General features: G+C 72.4%; 18 protein-coding genes. 9 read left to right on the top strand and 9 right to left on the bottom strand.

The features are described 5' to 3' along the window. The first annotated feature begins 232 nt into the window (after window positions 1-232). From ACWDVG_RS11010 to ACWDVG_RS10985, 6 genes are all read left to right on the top strand, one after another. Complete coding sequence (locus tag ACWDVG_RS11010; protein WP_451698334.1) at window positions 233-2,722, top strand: SulP family inorganic anion transporter; 2,490 nt, start codon at window positions 233-235, stop codon at window positions 2,720-2,722. 191 nt (window positions 2,723-2,913) lie between these two features. Further along, window positions 2,914-4,869: an acetate--CoA ligase gene (acs, locus tag ACWDVG_RS11005; RefSeq protein ID WP_451698332.1), complete on the top strand. Its 1,956-nt coding sequence runs from the start codon at window positions 2,914-2,916 to the stop codon at window positions 4,867-4,869. A 264-nt stretch (window positions 4,870-5,133) separates the two neighbouring features. Beyond that, entirely contained in the window at window positions 5,134-6,594 is a 1,461-nt protein-coding gene (gene nhaA, locus ACWDVG_RS11000; protein WP_451698331.1) for a Na+/H+ antiporter NhaA, read from the top strand. A 36-nt stretch (window positions 6,595-6,630) separates the two neighbouring features. After that, window positions 6,631-7,116 carry a phage holin family protein gene (locus tag ACWDVG_RS10995; protein WP_451698329.1) on the top strand — a complete coding sequence of 162 codons (486 nt, stop codon included), beginning with the start codon at window positions 6,631-6,633 and terminating at the stop codon, window positions 7,114-7,116. Continuing rightward, the gene (locus ACWDVG_RS10990) at window positions 7,113-8,045 is read left to right on the top strand and encodes an alpha/beta fold hydrolase (RefSeq protein WP_451698327.1); all 933 of its coding nucleotides are present in this window, start codon (window positions 7,113-7,115) and stop codon (window positions 8,043-8,045) included. The genes ACWDVG_RS10995 and ACWDVG_RS10990 overlap by 4 nt, the downstream gene beginning before the upstream one ends. A gap of 209 nt (window positions 8,046-8,254) precedes the next feature. Continuing rightward, complete coding sequence (locus ACWDVG_RS10985) at window positions 8,255-8,443, top strand: hypothetical protein (protein ID WP_451698325.1); 189 nt, start codon at window positions 8,255-8,257, stop codon at window positions 8,441-8,443. Between the two features lie 70 nt (window positions 8,444-8,513). Here the strand turns inward: ACWDVG_RS10985 and ACWDVG_RS10980 are convergent, their stop codons facing one another. Genes ACWDVG_RS10980 through nth form a run of 3 tightly spaced genes read right to left on the bottom strand, consistent with a single transcriptional unit; the run spans window position 8,514 to window position 11,520 of the window. Next, window positions 8,514-9,713 (bottom strand): MarP family serine protease, encoded by a 1,200-nt coding sequence (locus ACWDVG_RS10980; protein ID WP_451698323.1) that lies wholly within the window; start codon window positions 9,711-9,713, stop codon window positions 8,514-8,516. Window positions 9,714-9,767: 54 nt separating this feature from the next. Then, window positions 9,768-10,472, bottom strand: a complete 705-nt coding sequence (locus tag ACWDVG_RS10975) for an NUDIX hydrolase (protein ID WP_451698321.1) — start codon at window positions 10,470-10,472, stop codon at window positions 9,768-9,770. A gap of 58 nt (window positions 10,473-10,530) precedes the next feature. Then, window positions 10,531-11,520 carry an endonuclease III gene (gene nth / locus ACWDVG_RS10970; RefSeq protein WP_451698320.1) on the bottom strand — a complete coding sequence of 330 codons (990 nt, stop codon included), beginning with the start codon at window positions 11,518-11,520 and terminating at the stop codon, window positions 10,531-10,533. 253 nt (window positions 11,521-11,773) lie between these two features. Between nth and ACWDVG_RS10965 the strand changes: the two genes are divergently transcribed. Further along, window positions 11,774-12,448, top strand: coding sequence for a Crp/Fnr family transcriptional regulator (locus ACWDVG_RS10965; protein ID WP_345279912.1), 675 nt, complete (start codon window positions 11,774-11,776; stop codon window positions 12,446-12,448). A 104-nt stretch (window positions 12,449-12,552) separates the two neighbouring features. Here ACWDVG_RS10965 and ACWDVG_RS10960 read toward each other — a convergent pair whose 3' ends face one another. From ACWDVG_RS10960 to ACWDVG_RS10940, 5 genes are all read right to left on the bottom strand, one after another. Then, a complete protein-coding gene (locus tag ACWDVG_RS10960) occupies window positions 12,553-13,437 on the bottom strand; it encodes a prohibitin family protein (RefSeq protein ID WP_451698318.1) in 885 nt (294 codons plus the stop codon). A 105-nt stretch (window positions 13,438-13,542) separates the two neighbouring features. Then, window positions 13,543-14,373 carry an MBL fold metallo-hydrolase gene (locus tag ACWDVG_RS10955; protein ID WP_451698316.1) on the bottom strand — a complete coding sequence of 277 codons (831 nt, stop codon included), beginning with the start codon at window positions 14,371-14,373 and terminating at the stop codon, window positions 13,543-13,545. Continuing rightward, the gene (locus tag ACWDVG_RS10950) at window positions 14,366-15,367 is read right to left on the bottom strand and encodes an NUDIX hydrolase (RefSeq protein ID WP_451698314.1); all 1,002 of its coding nucleotides are present in this window, start codon (window positions 15,365-15,367) and stop codon (window positions 14,366-14,368) included. The genes ACWDVG_RS10955 and ACWDVG_RS10950 overlap by 8 nt, the downstream gene beginning before the upstream one ends. Before the next feature lie 114 nt (window positions 15,368-15,481). Then, on the bottom strand, window positions 15,482-15,952 hold the full coding sequence (locus ACWDVG_RS10945) for a RidA family protein (RefSeq protein ID WP_451698312.1): 471 nt from the start codon (window positions 15,950-15,952) through the stop codon (window positions 15,482-15,484). Further along, window positions 15,949-16,107, bottom strand: a complete 159-nt coding sequence (locus ACWDVG_RS10940) for a DUF4177 domain-containing protein (protein ID WP_015034547.1) — start codon at window positions 16,105-16,107, stop codon at window positions 15,949-15,951. Before ACWDVG_RS10940 ends, ACWDVG_RS10945 begins: the two co-directional genes overlap by 4 nt. Before the next feature lie 124 nt (window positions 16,108-16,231). Between ACWDVG_RS10940 and ACWDVG_RS10935 the strand changes: the two genes are divergently transcribed. Together ACWDVG_RS10935 and ACWDVG_RS10930 are read left to right on the top strand one after the other, a co-directional pair. Continuing rightward, window positions 16,232-17,194 (top strand): ArsA family ATPase, encoded by a 963-nt coding sequence (locus ACWDVG_RS10935; RefSeq protein ID WP_451698310.1) that lies wholly within the window; start codon window positions 16,232-16,234, stop codon window positions 17,192-17,194. Between the two features lie 113 nt (window positions 17,195-17,307). Continuing rightward, on the top strand, window positions 17,308-18,684 hold the full coding sequence (locus ACWDVG_RS10930; RefSeq protein WP_451698565.1) for an ArsA family ATPase: 1,377 nt from the start codon (window positions 17,308-17,310) through the stop codon (window positions 18,682-18,684). Window positions 18,685-18,794: 110 nt separating this feature from the next. Here ACWDVG_RS10930 and ACWDVG_RS10925 read toward each other — a convergent pair whose 3' ends face one another. Then, complete coding sequence (locus tag ACWDVG_RS10925; protein WP_043221163.1) at window positions 18,795-19,139, bottom strand: WhiB family transcriptional regulator; 345 nt, start codon at window positions 19,137-19,139, stop codon at window positions 18,795-18,797. Window positions 19,140-19,521: the final 382 nt, after the last annotated feature.

Genomic DNA, 19,521 nt, shown 5'->3' with positions numbered 1-19,521 from the left:
ATCACCCGAAACGGTGAAGCATTGCCCTGTTTGCCCCGAAAATAGTGCCGGAGACTTTACTCTCCATTACGATCCATTTACCGAGCGTTGATCCTTCCCCTCGGAGGAGCCCGCCGGCCAGCCGGACATCCGGCCGAACACGTGCCGAACACGCGCCGGACGCCCGGCCCGAACATCCCGCCGCTGCACCCCGCGCGAGCCGCGACCTCGCCGCCCCCGGAGGAGACGGGACATGACCCTCTGCACCCCTGCCCGCACCACGACCCGCCCCGAGACCCAGCGGCCGCACGGCCCGCCGAAGGGGAGCCGCTTCCGCATCGCCGGGGCCGACCTCTCCGCGTCGGTCGCCGTCTTCCTGATCGCCCTCCCCCTCTCGCTCGGCATCGCGCTCGCGACCGGCGCCCCGCTCCAGGCGGGCCTGGTCGCCGCGGCCGTCGGCGGCATCGTCGCCGGACGGTTCGGCGGCGCCCCGCTCCAGGTCAGCGGCCCCGCCGCCGGCCTCACCGTCGTCACCGCCGAACTGATCCAGCGGTACGGCTGGCTGACCACCTGCGCCATCACCGTCCTCGCCGGGCTCGCCCAACTCGGCCTCTCCTTCCTCCGGGTGGCCCGCTCGGCGCTCGCCGTCTCGCCCGCGATCGTGCACGGGATGGTCGCCGGCATCGGCGTCACCATCGCCCTCGCCCAGCTGCACATCGTGCTCGGCGGGACGCCGCAGAGCTCGGCCGTCGCCAACGTGCGGGGGCTGCCCGCCCAGTTGGCCGACCTCCACCCGGCGGCCCTCGCCATCAGCGCGGTGACCGTCGCCGTGCTGCTGCTGTGGCCGCGGCTGCCCGGCCGCGCGGGCCGCCTCGCCCGGAAGGTCCCGGCCGCCCTGGTCTCCGTCGTCGGGGCGACGGTCGTGGCCGTGGTCGCCGGGCTCGCCGTCCCGCGGGTCGACCTGCCGTCCTGGAGCAGCCACGCGCTGCCCGGCCTGCCCGAGGGGCCGGTCCTCGGCATCCTCGCCGGCGTCCTCACGATCACCCTGGTCACCAGTGTCCAGTCCCTGCTCTCCGCCGTCGCCGTCGACAAGCTGGTCGCCGCACGGGCGGACGGCGGACGCGGCGTCCCCCGCTCCGACCTCGACCGCGAACTCGCCGGCCTTGGCGCCGCCAACATGGTCTCCGGCGCGCTCGGTGGGCTCCCGGTCGCCGGGGTCGCGGTCCGCAGCGTCGCCAACGTCTCGGCGGGCGCGGTCAGCCGGGCCTCCACGATGCTGCACGGCCTGTGGATCGTGCTCGCCGCGCTGCTGCTCGTCCCCCTGATCGACCTGATCCCGCTGCCCGCGCTGGCCGCCCTGGTGATGGTGGTCGGCATCCAGATGGTGAGCATCACCCACCTCCGCACCGTCACCCGGCACCGCGAAGTCGTCGTCTACACCGTGACGCTGGCCGGAGTCGCGCTGATCGGCATCCTGGAGGGGGTCGCTCTCGGCATCGCCGTCGCCGTCGCGGTGTCCCTGCACCGCCTCGCCCGCACCCGCATCACCAGCGAGGAGCGGGACGGACGTCACGTGCTGCACGTGCGGGGCCAGTTGACGTTCCTCGCCGTGCCCCGGCTGAGCCGCGCCCTGCACCAACTGCCGCACGGCTCCGACGTGGTGGTCGAGCTGGACGGGTCGTTCATGGACCACGCGGCGTACGAGACGCTGAGCGACTGGACCGCCGGGCACCTCGCCCACGGCGGCACGGTCGAGACGACCGGCCCGGCCGGCACCCGGATCGCCGAACCGTCGCCCACCGCGTCGGACTCCGCCGCCGCGCACCCCTGCTGCCGCCCCTGGACGCCGTGGCACAACCACCAGTGCGGGGAGCGGCCGGCGGAGCAGCGGGCCGAGGGCCACGGCGAAGCCGGCGACGCCGAGGGGTCCGACGCCGGGAACGAGACCCGGCGGTCGTCGGGGCTCCGGCTCGCCAGCGGCATCGGCCAGTTCCAGCGGAACACCGCCCCGCTCGTACGGGACGAACTGGCGCGGCTCGCGCGGGAGGGACAGCGACCCTCGCAGCTCTTCCTGACCTGCGCCGACTCCCGGCTCGTCACGAGCATGATCACGTCGAGCGGCCCCGGTGACCTCTTCACCGTCCGCAACGTCGGCAACCTCGTGCCGCTGCCCGGTGAGGAGAGCGGGGACGACTCGGTGGCCGCGGCGATCGAGTACGCGGTGGAGGTGCTGCGCGTCGGGTCGATCACGGTCTGCGGGCACTCCGGCTGCGGCGCGATGCAGGCCCTCCTCAACGGGGGCCCGGACGACCCGCCGAGCCCGCTGCGCCGCTGGCTGCGGCACGGCCGGCCCAGCCTGGAGCGGATGGCGAGCCGGAAGCACGCCTGGGCGCGGATCGCCGGGCGGCTGCCCGCCGACGCGGTCGAGCAGCTGTGCCTCACCAACGTGGTCCAGCAGTTGGAGCACCTGAGGGCGTACGAGGCGGTGGCGCGCCGCCTGGCCGACGGCAGCCTCACCCTCCAGGGGATGTACTTCCACGTCGGCGAGGCGCAGGCGTACCTGCTCGCGGACGGCCAGGAGGCGCACGGGTACGACGAGGTGTTCACCCGGGTCCCGCCGACCGCCGACCGGGTCCCGCCGACCGCCGACCACGACAGGGCGGCCGACGGCTCGCCCGTACAGGGCTCCGACGGTCCGCTCGCGGGGCGCACCGGCGCCCTGGAGTCGGCCCGCGCGTCCTGAACCTTTCGCCGCGGGCGTCCGTGAGACTGTGTGGCCCCTTCTCCCACCGCTCGGGAGGAGGGGCCCCCGCACATCAGCCACTCACAGGTCTAAACCAATTGCTCGGAGGCTCTTGTCACCCGGCCCTGTGACTGATGAGCTATGACGCGGGACACATACGCACAGAGGACGCCCTGGGAAAGGGAGATGTCGTGAGCAACGAAAGCCTGGCCAACCTGCTCAAGGAAGAGCGCCGTTTCGCGCCGCCCGCCGAGCTGGCCGCGCACGCCAACGTGACGGCGGAGGCGTACGAGCAGGCCGAGGCGGACAGGCTGGGCTTCTGGGCCGAGCAGGCCAAGCGCCTGACCTGGGCCACGGAGCCGACCGAGACCCTCGACTGGTCGAACCCGCCGTTCGCCAAGTGGTTCGCCGACGGCGAGCTGAACGTGGCGTACAACTGCGTCGACCGTCACGTGGAGGCCGGCCACGGCGACCGTGTGGCCATCCACTTCGAGGGCGAGCCCGGCGACAGCCGCTCCCTCACCTACGCGGAGCTCAAGGACGAGGTGTCCAAGGCCGCCAACGCCCTGACCGAGTTGGGCGTCCGCAAGGGTGACCGCGTCGCGGTCTACCTGCCGATGATCCCCGAGGCGGCCATCACGATGCTGGCCTGTGCCCGCGTCGGCGCCGCCCACTCGGTGGTCTTCGGCGGCTTCTCCGCCGACGCCGTCGCCTCCCGCATCCAGGACGCCGACGCCAAGCTCGTCGTCACCGCCGACGGCGGCTACCGCCGCGGCAAGCCGAGCGCGCTCAAGCCCGCCATCGACGAGGCGCTCACCAAGTGCCCCGAGGTCGAGCACGTCCTGGTGGTCCGTCGCACGGGCCAGGAGACCGCCTTCACCGAGGGCCGGGACGTGTGGTGGCACGACGTCGTCGAGCGCCAGTCCGCCGAGCACACCCCCGAGGCGTTCCCGGCCGAGCAGCCGCTCTTCATCCTCTACACCTCGGGCACCACGGGGAAGCCGAAGGGCATCCTGCACACCTCCGGCGGCTACCTCACCCAGGCCGCGTACACCCACCACGCCGTCTTCGACCTCAAGCCGGAGACCGACGTCTACTGGTGCACCGCCGACATCGGCTGGGTCACCGGCCACTCGTACATCGTCTACGGCCCGCTGGCCAACGGCGCGACGCAGGTCATGTACGAGGGCACCCCGGACACCCCGCACCAGGGCCGGGTCTTCGAGATCGTGCAGAAGTACGGCGTCACCATCCTCTACACGGCGCCGACGCTGATCCGCACGTTCATGAAGTGGGGCGACGACATCCCCGCGAAGTTCGACCTGACCAGCCTGCGCGTGCTGGGTTCGGTCGGCGAGCCGATCAACCCCGAGGCCTGGGTCTGGTACCGCAAGCACATCGGCGCCGACACGTGCCCCATCGTGGACACCTGGTGGCAGACCGAGACGGGCGCGATGATGATCAGCCCGCTGCCCGGCGTCACCGAGACCAAGCCGGGCTCCGCCCAGCGCCCGCTGCCCGGCATCTCCGCCACCGTCGTCGACGACGAGGCGAACGAGGTGCCGAACGGGGGCGGCGGCTACCTGGTCCTCACCGAGCCGTGGCCGTCGATGCTCCGCACCATCTGGGGCGACGACCAGCGCTTCGTCGACACCTACTGGTCCCGCTTCGCCGGCACGTACTTCGCCGGGGACGGCGCCAAGAAGGACGACGACGGCGACATCTGGCTGCTCGGCCGGGTCGACGACGTCATGCTCGTCTCGGGCCACAACATCTCGACCACCGAGGTCGAGTCCGCGCTCGTCTCGCACCCGTCGGTGGCCGAGGCTGCCGTCGTCGGCGCCGCCGACGAGACGACCGGCCAGGCGATCGTCGCCTTCGTCATCCTGCGCGGTACGGCGAGCCAGGACGAGGGCCTCGTCGCCGAGCTGCGCAACCACGTGGGCGCGACGCTCGGCCCGATCGCCAAGCCGAAGCGGATCCTGCCGGTGGCGGAGCTGCCGAAGACCCGCTCGGGCAAGATCATGCGCCGGCTGCTCCGTGACGTCGCCGAGAACCGCGAGCTGGGAGACGTCACGACGCTGACCGATTCGTCCGTCATGTCGCTCATCCAGACGCAGCTCCCGGCCGCGTCCAGCGAGGACTGAGCGCCCGACGACCCGACGTCACCGAAAGGCCCGCCCCTGGAGTTCGCCACGCCCGGGGCGGGCCTTGCGCACGTCGGCGTCGCGGTTCCGGTCGCCACGGCGAGAAGAAGGCCGCTTTTCTCCCTACAGTGGATCTCGCCGGACGCCGCCGCGTATCGTTAGGTAAAGTAAGGACCGCGTCAGAGACGCGACAGAGAGACCTAGGTGCGCCGGGAAGTCTGGTCGGCATGTGCTTCGCCCTGCCTGCCCGACGGAGGTCCCCACGTGCCCGCGCCCACCGACCCGAACGCCGACAACAACGTCGACCCCAGCGCCGACCCCAGCGCCGACCCCAGCGTCCCCGTTCGCTCCGCCCGCACGTTCCTCGGCCGGCTCCCGCTCCCCGAGCGCCGCTACGTCACCGACGCCCTGCGCACCGAGACCGTCGGCGGCGTCCTGCTGCTCGTCGCCGCCGTGGTCGCCCTGATCTGGGCCAACACCTTCCACGGCAGCTACGAGGCCGTCTCCGACTTCCACCTGGGACCCGCCGCCCTCGGGCTCGACCTGTCGATCCAGCACTGGGCCGCCGACGGGCTCCTCGCGATCTTCTTCTTCGTCGCCGGCATCGAGCTGAAGCGCGAGCTCGTCGCGGGCGAGCTGCGCGACCCCAGGGCCGCGGCGCTGCCCGTCGTCGCCGCCCTCTGCGGCATGGCAGCCCCCGCCCTCGTCTACGTCCTCGTCAACACCGTCGGCGGCGGCTCCCCGGACGGCTGGGCCGTCCCCACCGCCACCGACATCGCCTTCGCGCTCGCCGTCCTCGCCGTCATCGGCACCTCGCTGCCCTCCGCGCTCCGCGCCTTCCTCCTCACCCTCGCCGTCGTCGACGACCTCTTCGCGATCCTGATCATCGCGGTCTTCTTCACCGGCGACCTGAACTTCGCGGCGCTCGGCGGGGCCGTCGCCGGACTCGTCCTCTTCTGGGTGCTGCTCCGCAAGGAGGTCCGCGGCTGGTACGTGTACGTGCCGCTCGCCCTGGTCATCTGGGGCCTCATGTACAACAGCGGCGTCCACGCCACCATCGCCGGCGTCGCGATGGGCCTGATGCTGCGCTGCACCACCCGCGACGGCGAGGAGCACTCGCCCGGCGAGCACATCGAGCACCTGGTCCGCCCGCTCTCGGCCGGTCTCGCGGTCCCCCTCTTCGCGCTGTTCTCGGCCGGAGTCTCCGTCTCCGGCGGCGCGCTCGGCAACGTCTTCACGCAACCCGTCACCCTGGGCGTCGTCCTCGGGCTCGTCGTCGGCAAGGCCGTCGGCATCTTCGGCGGCACCTGGCTCGCCGCCCGTTTCACCCGGGCGGAGCTCAACCCGGACCTGGCCTGGCCGGACGTCTTCGCCATCGCCTCCCTGGCCGGCATCGGGTTCACCGTCTCGCTCCTCATCGGCGAGCTGGCCTTCGCCGGTGACGAGGCGCTCACCGACGAGGTGAAGGCCGCCGTCCTGACGGGCTCGCTGATCGCCGCCCTCCTCGCCTCCGTACTCCTGAAGCTGCGGGTCCGGAAGTACCAGGCGCTCTACGCCGCCGAGGAGCGCGACGACGACCAGGACGGCATCCCGGACGTCTACGAGGAGGGCAACCCGGAGTACCACCTGCGGATGGCGGAGATCCACGAGCGGAAGGCCGCCGAACACCGCCAGCGCGCCAAAGCGGCGGGGGCACCGCGCGACGAGGCCGACCGTCCGGCATGATCTGAGTCGGACCGCAGAAGAGAAGAGGGAGCACCGATGAGCGACCCGTTCGACGGAACCGAGCGCAGCCTCGGCCAGCTGGTCGCCTCGGCGACCGCCGAGATGTCCGCGCTGGTGCACGATGAGATCGCCCTGGCCAAGGCCGAGATCCGACAGGACGTCAAGCGCGGCGCGATGGGCAGCGCCGCGGGCATCGCCGCCGGGGTGGTGCTGCTGTTCTCGCTGCCGATGCTGAGCTTCGCGCTGGCGTACGCCATCAACACCTGGACCGGCGGGCACAACGGCAACGGGGGCTGGAACCTCGTCTGGTGCTTCCTGCTCTCCTTCACGGCGAACGTGCTGCTCGCGGGCCTGCTCGGGCTCCTCGCGTACGCCAAGTTCAAGAAGGTGAAGAAGCCGGAGAAGTCCATCGCCTCCGCCAAGCGGACCGCGGCGATCATGCAGAACGCGAAGCCGCACCCCCGTCCGGCGCAGCGCCCGGCGCTGCGGAAGGCCGAGTCTGTGGCACGCTCGTCCGTATGACCCTTCCCGAGAGCAACGGCAACGGCGGGCCCGTACGGCTCGACGGGCCCTGGACCCATCGCGACGTGGCCGCCAACGGCGCGCGTTTCCACATCGCCGAGATGGGCGACGGCCCGCTGGTGCTGCTGCTGCACGGCTTCCCGCAGTTCTGGTGGACCTGGCGCCACCAGCTGCCGGCGCTCGCCGAGGCCGGGTTCCGGGCCGTCGCGATGGACCTGCGCGGGGTGGGCGGCAGCGACCGCACGCCCCGCGGTTACGACCCCGCCAACCTCGCCCTCGACATCACCGGCGTCGTCCGCTCGCTCGGCGAGCCGGACGCGGCGCTCGTCGGGCACGACACGGGCGGCTACCTCGCCTGGACGGCGGCGGTGATGCGGCCGAAGCTGGTGCGCCGCCTGGTGGTCTCCTCCATGCCGCACCCGCGGCGCTGGCGGTCGGCGATGCTCTCCGACTTCGCGCAGTCGCGGGCCGGTTCGCACATCTGGGGCTTCCAGCGGCCGTGGCTGCCGGAGCGTCAGCTCGTGGCGGACGACGCGGCGCTCGTGGGCGAGCTGATCCGGGACTGGTCGGGGCCGCGGCCCGTCGACGAGGAGGCGGTCGAGGTGTATCGGCGGGCGATGCTGGTGCCCTCGACGGCGCACTGCTCGATCGAACCGTACCGCTGGATGGTGCGGTCCCTGGCCCGCCCGGACGGAATCCAGTTCAACCGGCGGATGAAGCGGCCCGTACGGGTGCCGACGCTGCATCTGCACGGATCGACGGATCCCGTGTGGCGGACTCGCAGCGCGGCCGGTTCGGGCGAGTACGTCGAAGCGCCGTACCGCTGGCGGCTGTTCGACGGTCTCGGGCACTTCCCGCACGAGGAGGACCCGGCCGCGTTCACGACGGAGCTCGTCAACTGGCTGAAGGACCCCGAGCCGGACCGCTGAAGGGCCCCGAGCCGGACCGCTGAGGGCTCCTGCCCCGGCCGCTGACGGTCTCGCACCGGACCGCCGTCGGCCACGAGCCCCTCGGCTGACGGACCGTCCGCCCGCCGTGGCGCACAGGTTTGCGTCGAACGGCCATGTGCCCCGCGCATACTCCAATTGGCGGCCCCCGGGGCGGTTACCGACCTTGGGGCACGGGCACACGTCGAAGTATGGGCTGGACGCACGACTTCGGTGACACAGCACGTGACCGCCGCTCGGCCACTGGGCCGGGCTCCCGCGAAAGGGGTGGGCCGCCGGACCAGGCCCGAGCGCACGCCGTGCAAGGGGTGGGGATCTCGCGCATCCTGCGCCGCCGGGCCCGCTGGGTCTCGGCGCGACTCCGGCACCCACGGGACTGAGACCCCGACCGACACGCGCCACGGGCCGCCCCGGAAAGGGCGGCCCGTGGCGTGGTCGCGCTCACCGCCGCTACAGGGCGCAGCCCTGCGTGTCGACCTGCTGGACGGCCGCACGGCCGCGCTCGATGTCCTCACGGATCTCGTCGACGGTCAGCGCGTAGCCGGTGTTCACGTCGTCGAGGGAGCGGGCGAAGATCACGCCGTACACCTCGCCGTCCTCCGTAAGGAGCGGGCCGCCGGAGTTGCCCTGGCGGACCGTCGCGTACAGCGAGTACACGTCCCTGCGCACCTGGCCACGGTTGTAGATGTCGGGGCCGTCGGGGCTGATGCGTCCCCGGACGCGGGCCGAGCGGACGTCGTACGCGCCGTTCTCCGGGAATCCGGCGACGATCGCGCCGTCCCCGCTGCGCGCGTCCTTCTCCGTGAACCGGAGCGGGGTCGCGTCGAGGTCCGGCACGTCCAGGACGGCGATGTCGCGCTGCCAGTCGTAGAGGACGACCTTGGCGTCGTAGAGCTTGCCCTCGCCGCCTATCTGGACGGTCGGCTCGTCGACGCCGCCGACCACGTGGGCGTTGGTCATGACGCGGCGCTCGTCGAAGACGAAGCCGGTGCCTTCCAGGACCTTGCCGCAGCTCTGCGCGGTGCCGACGACCTTGACGATGGACCGCTTGGCCTCGGCGGCGACGGGGCTGTCGGCGAGCGCCGGGTCGGGCGGCAGGACCTCGGTGATCGGCTCGTTGGCGAAGGGCGCGAAGACCTGCGGGAAGCCGTTCTGGGCGAGGGTGGAGCGGAAGTTGGCGAACCAGGTCGACGCCTGGTCCGGCATCACCTGCTCGACCCCGAGCAGCACCTTGGAGCTGCGCACCTCCTTGCCCAGGGTGGGCATGGTGGTCTGCGCGATGACCGAGCCGAGCAGCCAGGCCACGAGGAGCATGGCGATCACGTTGACGAGCGCGCCGCCGGTGGCGTCGAGGGCGCGCGCGGGTGACCAGGTGATGTGCCGGCGGAGTCTGTTGCCGAGGTGGGTGGTGGAGGCCTGGCCGACGGAGGCGCAGACGATCACCACCATCACGAAGACGACGGTGGCCGTCGTCGAGACCTCGCTGTGGTCCGTCAGCTGGTCCCAGATGACCGGGAGCAGCAGGACGGCGACGAGGCCGCCGCCGAGGAAGCCGATGACCGACAGGATGCCGACCACGAAGCCCTGGCGGTAACCGATGATCGCGAACCACACGGCGGCGAGCAGCAACAAGATGTCCAGCACGTTCACCGTCAATAGCCTCGCAGATTCGTTTCCTGTCGCCCGAAGATCGGTCTCACCCTGTCATGAGCGCCGGTCGAGCGGGACCTGTCGCGTGCGGTCCCAGGGTCGCTCCCAGCCGGAGTAGTGGAGCAGCCGGTCGATCACTCCGGCGGTAAAACCCCAGACCAGGGACGATGCGACGAGGAAAGCGGGGGCGGCGTGGATCTGCGGGTGGACGGCGATCACGCGGTTCGCGGGATCCGTGAGATCCGCCACGGGCACGGTGAAGACCCGGGCGGTCTCGGCCGGGTCGACGGGCCGCACCGGGGTGGGGACGCGCCACCAGCCGAGGACGGGGGTGACGACGAAGCCGCTCACCGGGATGTAGAGGCGGGGCAGGACGCCGAAGAGCTGGACTCCGGAGGGGTCGAGTCCGGTCTCCTCCTCCGCCTCGCGCAGGGCGGCGCGGAGCAGGCCGCCGTCCTCCGGGGGCCCGTCCTCGGGGTCGAGGGCGCCGCCGGGGAAGGAGGGCTGGCCCGCGTGCGAGCGGAGGCTGCCGGCCCGCTCTATCAGGAGCAGCTCCGGGCCGCGCGGGCCCTCGCCGAAGAGGACGAGGACGGCGGACTCGCGGCCGGCGCCGCTCTCGGGCGGGAGGAAGCGGCTCAGCTGCTCGGGGGCGACGGTGCGGGCGGCGCGGTCGACGGGTGCCAGCCAGTCGGGCAGGCCCTCGCGGTCGATCAGGCCGCCGGTGCCGGGCCCGTAGATCTCTTCGTCCGTGCGCGTCATGAGCACCCCCGTGAGTCCCAACGCCTTCGCGGTACGGCTTCGTTCCCGGCGGCGCGGCTCACTCGCCGGCTCCCGGGGCGACGCCGGGGGCGGGCGGGGCCGGGCGGCCCGGGTAGTCCGGCGGCGGGTTCAGCCGCTGGCCGGGGAAGCCGCCCTTCTCGTACTTGAGCAGCTTCCGCGCCTTCTCCGGGTCGGTCTCGCCCTCCCCGTACGCGGGGCAGAGGTGCGTGATGGGGCAGGCGCCGCAGGCGGGCTTGCGGGCGTGGCAGATCCGGCGGCCGTGGAAGATCACCCGGTGCGAGAGCATCGTCCACTCGCTCTTGGGGAAGATCGTGGCGACCTCGGCCTCGATCTTCACCGGGTCGTCGGACTCGGTCCACTTCCAGCGCCGGGCGAGGCGCATGAAGTGGGTGTCGACGGTGATGCCGGGGACGCCGAAGGCGTTGCCGAGGACGACGAAGGCCGTCTTGCGGCCGACGCCGGGGAGCTTGACCAGGTCCTCCAGGCGGCCGGGGACCTCGCCGCCGAAGTCGTCCCTGAGGGCGGTGGCCAGACCCATGATCGACTTGGTCTTGGCGCGGAAGAAGCCGGTCGGCCGGATCAGCTCCTCGACCTCCTCCGGGACGGCGGCCGCGAGGTCCTCGGGGGTGGGGTAGCGCGCGAAGAGCGCCGGGGTCGTCTGGTTGACCCGCAGGTCGGTGGTCTGGGCGGAGAGGACCGTGGCGACGAGCAGCTCGAAGGGGTTGCGGAAGTCGAGCTCGGGGTGGGCGTACGGGAAGACCTCGGCCAGCTCGCGGTTGATCTTCCGCGCGCGCCGGACCATCCCGAGCCGCGACTCCGGCTTGGCGCCCGATCCGGCGCCCGGCTTCGCGGCGGGCTTGGCCCCCGATCCGGCTCCGGGCTTCGCGGCGGGCTTGGCCCCCGATCCGGCTCCGGGCTTCGCGGCGCCCGGCTTCACGGCGCCCGGCTTGGCAGCGGAGGCGGCGGACTTGGCCGCAGGCTTCCGATTTGCACCCTTCGCCTGTTTCGACACGCCGTGTTCGCCCACGGCGGAATTACCTTCGCCCGACACTCTTCCAGCCCCCTTGGCCTGCGCTCTCACCGGCGAGTTGGACACCCGGCCAGCCTAGGGGCCGCCGCCGACATCCGCCCCGCGCGTGGCCGATCAGCGCCCAATCGGGCCCCTGACGTACGGAAAGGCCGACCCGTACGTCAAACTTGTTGTGATTGATCGCACTGTTTTGCCCGTCCGGCATCATGGGATCCGGTCCCTTGAGCAGGTCGACAGTAGGAGAGAACTCGTGGACGACGTTCTGCGGCGCGCCCCGCTCTTCGCGGCGCTCGATGACGAGCAGGCCGCCGAGCTGCGCGCCTCGATGAGTGAGGCGACGCTGGCCCGTGGCGACGCGCTCTTCCACGAGGGCGACCCCGGGGACCGCCTGTACGTGGTCACCGAGGGCAAGGTGAAGCTGCACCGCACCTCCCCTGACGGCCGCGAGAACATGCTGGCCGTCCTCGGACCCGGCGAGCTCATCGGCGAGCTGTCGCTCTTCGACCCGGGCCCGCGCACCGCGACCGCGACCGCGCTCACCGAGGTCAAGCTGCTCGGCCTCGGCCACAACGACCTCCAGCCGTGGCTGAACGCGCGCCCCGAGGTCGCCAGCGCCCTGCTGCGCGCCGTCGCGCGCCGGCTCCGCAAGACCAACGACCAGATGTCCGACCTGGTCTTCTCCGACGTGCCGGGCCGTGTCGCCCGCGCGCTCCTCGACCTGTCGCGCCGCTTCGGCGTGCAGTCGGAGGAGGGCATCCACGTCGTCCACGACCTCACCCAGGAGGAGCTGGCCCAGTTGGTCGGCGCCTCCCGCGAGACGGTCAACAAGGCGCTCGCCGACTTCGCCCAGCGCGGCTGGCTGCGCCTGGAGGCCCGCGCCGTGATCCTGCTCGACGTGGAGCGCCTCGCGAAGCGCTCGCGGTAGGCGGCTCCGTGCGCCTCGCGGCACGCGGCTCCTCCGTACGTACGGGAAGGCCGCCCCGGTCCGACGACCGGGGCGGCCTTCCGCGTGTCGCGGGACGGTCGGCGTCAGCGCTTGGAGCCGTCCACGATCACCGGGGCGGAGCCGGCGTTGCCGCAGGGCACCGCGTAGACCGGGTTCTTCGCCGCGGCCTCCTTGTACGCGTCGATGCACTGGTTCAGCAGGACCTTGTCGGTCAGCGAGTCGTTGAGGATCTTGTTGGCGCGCGCGATGCCCTCCGCCTCGATGCGGCGGCGGTCGGCCTCGGCCTTGGCCGTACGAGCGGCCTCGGTGGCCCGCTCGGTGGCCTGCTGCTGCTGGATCTTGCGGTCGATCTGGCCCTGGAGGGCGTCCGAGGGCTTCACGTTGCGCAGGTTGACCGTGGTGACGTCGATGCCCCGCGGGGCCAGGCGCTCCTTGATGAGGGCGCCGATCTCGGCGTTGATCTTCTCGCGGTCGGAGGCGTAGCCCTGCTCGCTCGAGTAGCGGGCGAAGACGTTGCGGACGATCTCCCGGCTGTCCGGGTAGACGAGCCGCTGCTGGATGGCGTCCTCGCTGCCCGCGAGCTTGTACAGCTCGACGGCCTTGGACGGGACGACGGCCCACTTGACCGTCACCTCCGCGTACATGACACCGCCCTGCGAGGAGCGGACCTCGACCACGTCCTTGTCGGAGAGGTTGAGGTCGACGGGGCGGGTGGAGAAGGTGGTGACGTCGGTGAACGGCGACTTCACGTGCATGCCGGAGGTCATCGGCGAACCGACCTTGCCGAAGGCGACCGGCACGCCGACCTCGTAGGCGCTGATCACGTAGGTCATGCTCACGATCAGCGAGAAGACGCCGGCCACGACGGCGCCCAGGGCACCCAGCTTCAGCCCTTTCGCGTCGTTGGCGCGGCCGACGAAGAAGAGCACCACTGCGGCGACGACCAGCAGGATGGCGATGACGAACACGGGCTTTCCCCCCGAGAGCTACGGCCAGATATAAGCGGAGCGTAAGACACGCTCCGGGCCGCGAAGGTTCCCGGGGGCTCCCTCGGCCTCCCACCGGGGGGGTGCTCAGATCAGGCCGCGCTCCCCCAGGTACTCCAGCTGCGCCCGTACGGACAGCTCGGCGGCCGGCCACAGCGAGCGGTCCACGTCCGCGTACACGTGCGCCACGACCTCCGCCGCCGTCCGGTGGCCCTGCTCGACGGCCGTCTCCACCTGGGCGAGCCGTCCGGCCCGGTGCGCGAGGTAGAACTCCACGGCGCCCTGCGCGTCCTCCAGGACGGGCCCGTGGCCCGGCAGGACGTTGTGCACGCCGTCGTCGACGGTGAGCGAGCGCAGCCGCCGCAGCGAGTCCAGGTAGTCGCCGAGCCGCCCGTCCGGGTGGGCGACCATCGTCGTCCCGCGGCCCAGGATCGTGTCCCCGGTGAGCACCGCCCGGTCGGCCGGCAGGTGGAAGGAGAGCGAGTCCGAGGTGTGGCCCGGGGTGGGGACGACCCGCAGTTCCAGGCCGCCCGTGGTGACGACGTCCCCGGCCGCGAGCCCCTCGTCCCCGAGCCGCAGCGCGGGGTCGAGCGCCCGCACCGGGCTCCGCGTCAGCTCGGCGAAGCGGGCCGCGCCCTCGGAGTGGTCCGCGTGCCCGTGGGTGAGCAGCGTGAGCGCGACGCGCTTGCCGAGGCGCTCGGCGGTCGCGAGGACGTGGCGCAGGTGCCCCTCGTCGAGCGGCCCCGGGTCGATGACGACGGCGAGGTCGGAGTCCGGCTCCGCGACGATCCAGGTGTTGGTGCCGTCCAGGGTCATCGGGGACGCGTTCGGCGCGAGGACGTTGACGGCGCGGGCGGTCGCGGGCCCGGAGACCACGGCCCCGCGCGGCTGCCCGGGGAGGGCGGCGGCGTCAGTCATCGCGACCTCCGGACGGCACGTCCGAACGGGACGGCACCTCGGAACCGGCCGGGCCGGCCGGGCCGGCCGGGGCATCTGATCCGGCCGTGCCCGCTGAGTGGCCCGATCCGGCCGCGTCGCCCGTGGGGGCGCTCGGCACGCGCTTGGTGAACTCCTCGTGGCCCGGCCAGCTGAGGATCACCTCCTCGCCGTCCAGCCGCGCCCGCGCGAGGACGGCCGTCATGTCCTGCGCCGCCGCCGCGGCGAGGGCGCCCGCCGCCGTGTCGTACCGCTCCAGCGTCCGCAGGGTGGAGATCGTCGGCGGCATCATGGTCAGCTCGCCCCGGTCGTAGCCGGCGGCTGCGTCCTCCGGGCGGATCCACACCGTGCGGTCCGCCTCCCCCGAGACGTCCCGGGTGCGCTGGCCCGCGGGCAGCGCGGCCACGAAGAACCAGGTGTCGTAGCGGCGCCGCTCGAACTCCGGAGTGATCCACCGGGCCCAGGCGCCGAGCAGGTCGGAGCGCAGGACGAGCCCGCGCCGGTCCAGGAAGTCGGCGAAGGACAGCTCGCGCGCGACCAGGGCGGCGCGGTCGCGCTCCCAGTCGTCGGCGGTGGTGTCGCCGACGACCGTGTCGCCGGTCTCGCCGGCGAGCAGGACACCCGCCTCCTCGAACGTCTCGCGTACGGCGGCGCAGACGACGGCCTGCGCCTGGGCGGGCTCGTCGAGGCCGAGCCGCGCGGCCCACGTGTCGAGGGAGGGCCCGGCCCAGCGCACCGGGTGCTCGTCGCGCGGGTCGACCCCGCCGCCGGGGTAGGCGTACGCGCCGCCGGCGAAGGCCATGGAGGCGCGTCGGCGCAGCATGTGGACCTCGGGGCCCTTGTCTGCGTCCCGCAGGAGGAGGACGGTGGCGGCGCGCTTCGGCGCCACCGGGGTGAGCTCGCCCGCGGCGAGGGCGCGGATGCGGTCGGGCCACTCCGCCGGGTACCACTGACCATTCGACTGACCGTTGGACATGGCCGGATGCTATGCGCAAGCACCGGAATGCACGAGAGCCGACCGCCACAGGGAGGGGCGGTCGGCTCTCAGCCGGAGGGCCCGGCACGAGCCCGTGCCGGGAGGGTCGAGGGGTCAGTCCTCGACCAGCTCCACCTGGACCTCGACCTCGACGGGGGCGTCGAGCGGCAGCACGGTCACGCCGACGGCGCTGCGGGCGTGGACGCCCTTCTCGCCGAGGATCTCGCCGAGCAGCTCGCTGGCGCCGTTGATGACGGCCGGCTGTCCGGTGAAGTCGGCGGCGGAGGCGACGAAGCCCACGACCTTGACGACCCGCTTGATGCGGTCCAGGTCGCCGGTGACGGACTTGACGGCCGCGAGGGCGTTCAGCGCGCAGCGGGCGGCGAGCTCCTTGGCCTCCTCCGGGGTGACCTCGGCGCCGACCTTGCCGGTCGTCGGGAGCTTGCCGTCGACCATCGGGAGCTGGCCCGAGGTGTAGACGTACGCGCCGGACCGGACGGCGGGCTGGTAGGAGGCGATCGGGGGCACGACCGCCGGCAGGGTCAGGCCCAGCTCGGCGATCCGCGCCTCGACGGCCCCGCTCACGACTTGGCCCGCTTCAGGTAGGCCACGAGCTGCTCGGGGTTGTTCGGCCCGGGCACGACCTGGACGAGCTCCCAGCCGTCCTCGCCCCAGGTGTCCAGAATCTGCTTGGTCGCGTGCACCAGAAGCGGCACCGTGACGTACTCCCACTTGGTCATGGAGCCGACTGTATCCGCTGTCGGGGGCCCGATCCTGCGGGGCCGCCCCTGAGAAAGGCCCTAGGGAGCTTCTCCGGGGCGGCCTCCTGATTGGGCGCCGCCGACAGTGGTTAGGCTCGACTGCGTGAGCAGGCTCCAGGTCGTCAGCGGCAAGGGCGGTACCGGTAAGACGACGGTCGCCGCCGCCCTCGCGCTCGCCCTCGCGACGGAGGGCAAGCGCACCCTCCTCGTCGAGGTCGAAGGCAGGCAGGGCATCGCACAGCTCTTCGAGACGGAGGCGCTTCCGTACGAGGAGCGCAAGATCGCCGTCGCTCCGGGCGGCGGCGAGGTGTACGCGCTGGCGATCGACGCCGAGCGCGCGCTCCTCGACTACCTCCAGATGTTCTACAAGCTGGGCAGCGCGGGGCGGGCGCTGAAGAAGCTCGGCGCGATCGACTTCGCGACGACGATAGCCCCGGGCGTCCGGGACGTCCTGCTGACCGGCAAGGCGTGCGAGGCGGTCCGGCGGCGCGAGAAGAACGGCCGCCCGACCTACGACCACGTGGTGATGGACGCGCCGCCGACCGGCCGCATCACCCGCTTCCTCAACGTCAACGACGAGGTCGCGGGCCTGGCCAGGATCGGGCCGATACACAACCAGGCGCAGGCCGTCATGCGGGTCCTGAAGTCCCCGGAGACGGCGGTCCACCTGGTGACCCTCCTGGAGGAGATGCCGGTCCAGGAGACGGCGGACGGCATCGCCGAGCTCCGCGACGCCGAACTCCCCGTGGGCCGGGTCGTGGTGAACATGGTGCGGCCGCACGTCCTCGACGGAGCGGCGGTACGGGCCGCCTCCGGCGACCACCGCGAGGCGATCGCACGGACCCTGGCCTCGGCCGGCCTCGCGGGCGGTACGACGCTCGTGGAGCCGCTCCTGGGCCAGGCCGAGGAGCACGCCCGGCGCGTGGAGCTGGAGCGGGCGCAGCGTGCCGTCCTGGACGGCGTCGGGGTGCCCTCGTACGAACTGCCGTACCTCGGGGACGGGGCGGACATCGCCGGGCTCTACCGGCTGGCGAAGGAACTGCGGAGGCAAGGGGTGGGCGCGTGACGGAGAAGGCGGCCGGCGGCCCCGGGGCGGGCGGGCCCGACACGGCTCCCGGGCCCGGCTCAACTCCGGGGCCCGGCGCGGCCTCCCGGCCCGACACGGCTCCCGGCCTCGGCGTGGCTTCCGGGCCCGGCGCGGCCGTGGAGTTCGACACCGTTCCCGTTCTGGAGCTCGATCCGATCCTCGACGACCGCGGGACCCGCATCGTCGTCTGCTGCGGGGCGGGCGGGGTCGGGAAGACGACCACGGCGGCGGCGCTCGGCGTGCGGGCGGCGGAGCGCGGGCGGCGGGTGGTGGTCCTCACCATCGACCCGGCGCGCCGGCTCGCGCAGTCGATGGGGATCGACTCGCTCGACAACACGCCGCGCAAGGTGGAGGGCATCAAGGGCTCCGACGGCGGCGAGCTGCACGCGATGATGCTCGACATGAAGCGGACCTTCGACGAGATCGTCGAGGCGCACGCGGAGCCCGAGCGGGCGCGGGCGATCCTGGAGAACCCCTTCTACCAGTCCCTGTCGGCCGGGTTCGCCGGTACGCAGGAGTACATGGCGATGGAGAAGCTGGGGCAGCTCCGGGGCCGTGACGAGTGGGACCTGATCGTGGTGGACACCCCGCCGTCGCGGTCGGCGCTCGACTTCCTGGACGCGCCGAAGCGGCTGGGGTCCTTCCTGGACGGGAAGTTCATCAAGCTGCTGATGGCGCCGGCGAAGGTGGGCGGCCGGGCCGGGATGAAGTTCCTGAACGTCGGCATGTCGATGATGACGGGGACGCTGGGAAAGCTGCTGGGGGGTCAGTTCCTGGGGGACGTGCAGACGTTCGTGGCGGCGATGGACACGATGTTCGGCGGTTTCCGGACCCGCGCCGACGCCACGTACCGGCTGCTCCAGGCTCCGGGCACGGCCTTCCTCGTGGTCGCCACACCGGAGCGGGACGCGCTGCGCGAGGCCGCGTACTTCGTGGAGCGGCTCGCCGCCGAGAAGATGCCGCTGGCCGGGCTCGTCCTCAACCGTGTGCACGGCAGTGGCGCCGCCCGGCTGTCGGCCGAGCGGGCGCGCGCCGCGGCGGAAAATCTTGAGGAGGGGCGCATTGTGGATCAGGGGGACGGGAAGGCTGCTCTGCGTGGCTCCCCGGCCACGACGCCCGAGCCGTCAGACCCCGCCACCGCCGCCGGTACCGCCGCTTCTCCCGTACCCGAGGCTGCCCCCACAGCCGACACGGACGCAGACGCCGCGCACAGAGACGTGGCCCCTGATGCAACAGAAGCACCAGAAGGAGACACGGACGTACGCAAGCTCACCGCCGGCCTGCTCCGGCTCCATGCGGAGCGGATGCGGGTCCTCGCGCGTGAGCAGCACACGCGTGACCGCTTCACGGCGCGCCACCCCGAGGTGGCGGTGGCCGAAGTGGCCGCCCTGCCCGGCGATGTGCACGACCTCGCCGGGCTGCGGGCGATCGGCGAGCGGCTCGCCGCGGGGCGTACGCCCCCGGCCTGAGCCGCGCTCCGGTACGAGCGGGGTCCGTCCCAGCGCACCCGAGTGTTCCTCGGTACGAGCGGGGGTCCGCTCCAGCGCGCCCCGACGAGAGCGACGGCGCGCCGCGGGGTCTATCCGACCGCCGCGTACTCCGCGTACGTCGCGTCGTCGTCCATCGCGACGGGCAGCAGGCCCGCCCCGCGCTCGTACTCGGTGCGCGCGGTCTCCAGGAGCCGGCGCCACGAGGTGACCGTCGGCCGTCGGCGCAGCAGTGCGCGGCGCTCGCGCTCCGTCATGCCGCCCCACACACCGAACTCCACGCGGTTGTCGAGGGCGTCGGCCAGGCACTCGGTCCGCACCGGGCATCCGGTGCACACCGCCTTTGCCCTGTTCTGTGCCGCTCCCTGCACGAAAAGTTCATCCGGATCGGTAGTGCGGCAGGCCGCCTGCGCACTCCAGTCAGCTACCCAGCCCATACCGGCGCCGTCCTCTCCCGAATCGAGGCTCCCCCACGGCGGCAGCGGCATATTCACCGCTGCCAGTTGGGACGTTACGGAAGGTGGGCACAGCGCAACACCCCCTTCGGGCCCAATCTTGAATGGTCCGAACGGACTATGCGTGTGCGTCAGATCACCCAGGGGAGTGATCGAAGGACATGTCTGGCATACCGGACATGTCACACGAACATATCCGTTTCGCACAGGCCCACTTCGGGCACCGGGTGACGCATGAGCCGGAATCGGGCATGAGGTTCCCATGGTTTCGGGGTCACGGGATTTCACGCCAACATCACACGTGGGTCTTGATGCCGGACCGCACTGCTGTGACAGTTGGGAGCAGCTTAGGCCAAGGCATATA

The sequence above is a fragment of the Streptomyces sp. NPDC003327 genome (assembly GCF_053589515.1).
This window is presented reverse-complemented; position numbering and strand designations above follow the sequence as displayed.

Coding starts and splice junctions, on each gene's coding strand:
- ACWDVG_RS11010 (WP_451698334.1), top strand. CDS start 233: ATGACCCTCTGCACCCCTGCCCGCACCACGACCCGCCCCGAGACCCAG.
- ACWDVG_RS10995 (WP_451698329.1), top strand. CDS start 6,631: ATGAGCGACCCGTTCGACGGAACCGAGCGCAGCCTCGGCCAGCTGGTC.
- ACWDVG_RS10990 (WP_451698327.1), top strand. CDS start 7,113: ATGACCCTTCCCGAGAGCAACGGCAACGGCGGGCCCGTACGGCTCGAC.
- ACWDVG_RS10985 (WP_451698325.1), top strand. CDS start 8,255: ATGGGCTGGACGCACGACTTCGGTGACACAGCACGTGACCGCCGCTCG.
- ACWDVG_RS10975 (WP_451698321.1), bottom strand. CDS start 10,472: ATGACGCGCACGGACGAAGAGATCTACGGGCCCGGCACCGGCGGCCTG.
- ACWDVG_RS10955 (WP_451698316.1), bottom strand. CDS start 14,373: ATGACTGACGCCGCCGCCCTCCCCGGGCAGCCGCGCGGGGCCGTGGTC.
- ACWDVG_RS10950 (WP_451698314.1), bottom strand. CDS start 15,367: ATGTCCAACGGTCAGTCGAATGGTCAGTGGTACCCGGCGGAGTGGCCC.
- ACWDVG_RS10940 (WP_015034547.1), bottom strand. CDS start 16,107: ATGACCAAGTGGGAGTACGTCACGGTGCCGCTTCTGGTGCACGCGACC.
- ACWDVG_RS10925 (WP_043221163.1), bottom strand. CDS start 19,139: ATGGGCTGGGTAGCTGACTGGAGTGCGCAGGCGGCCTGCCGCACTACC.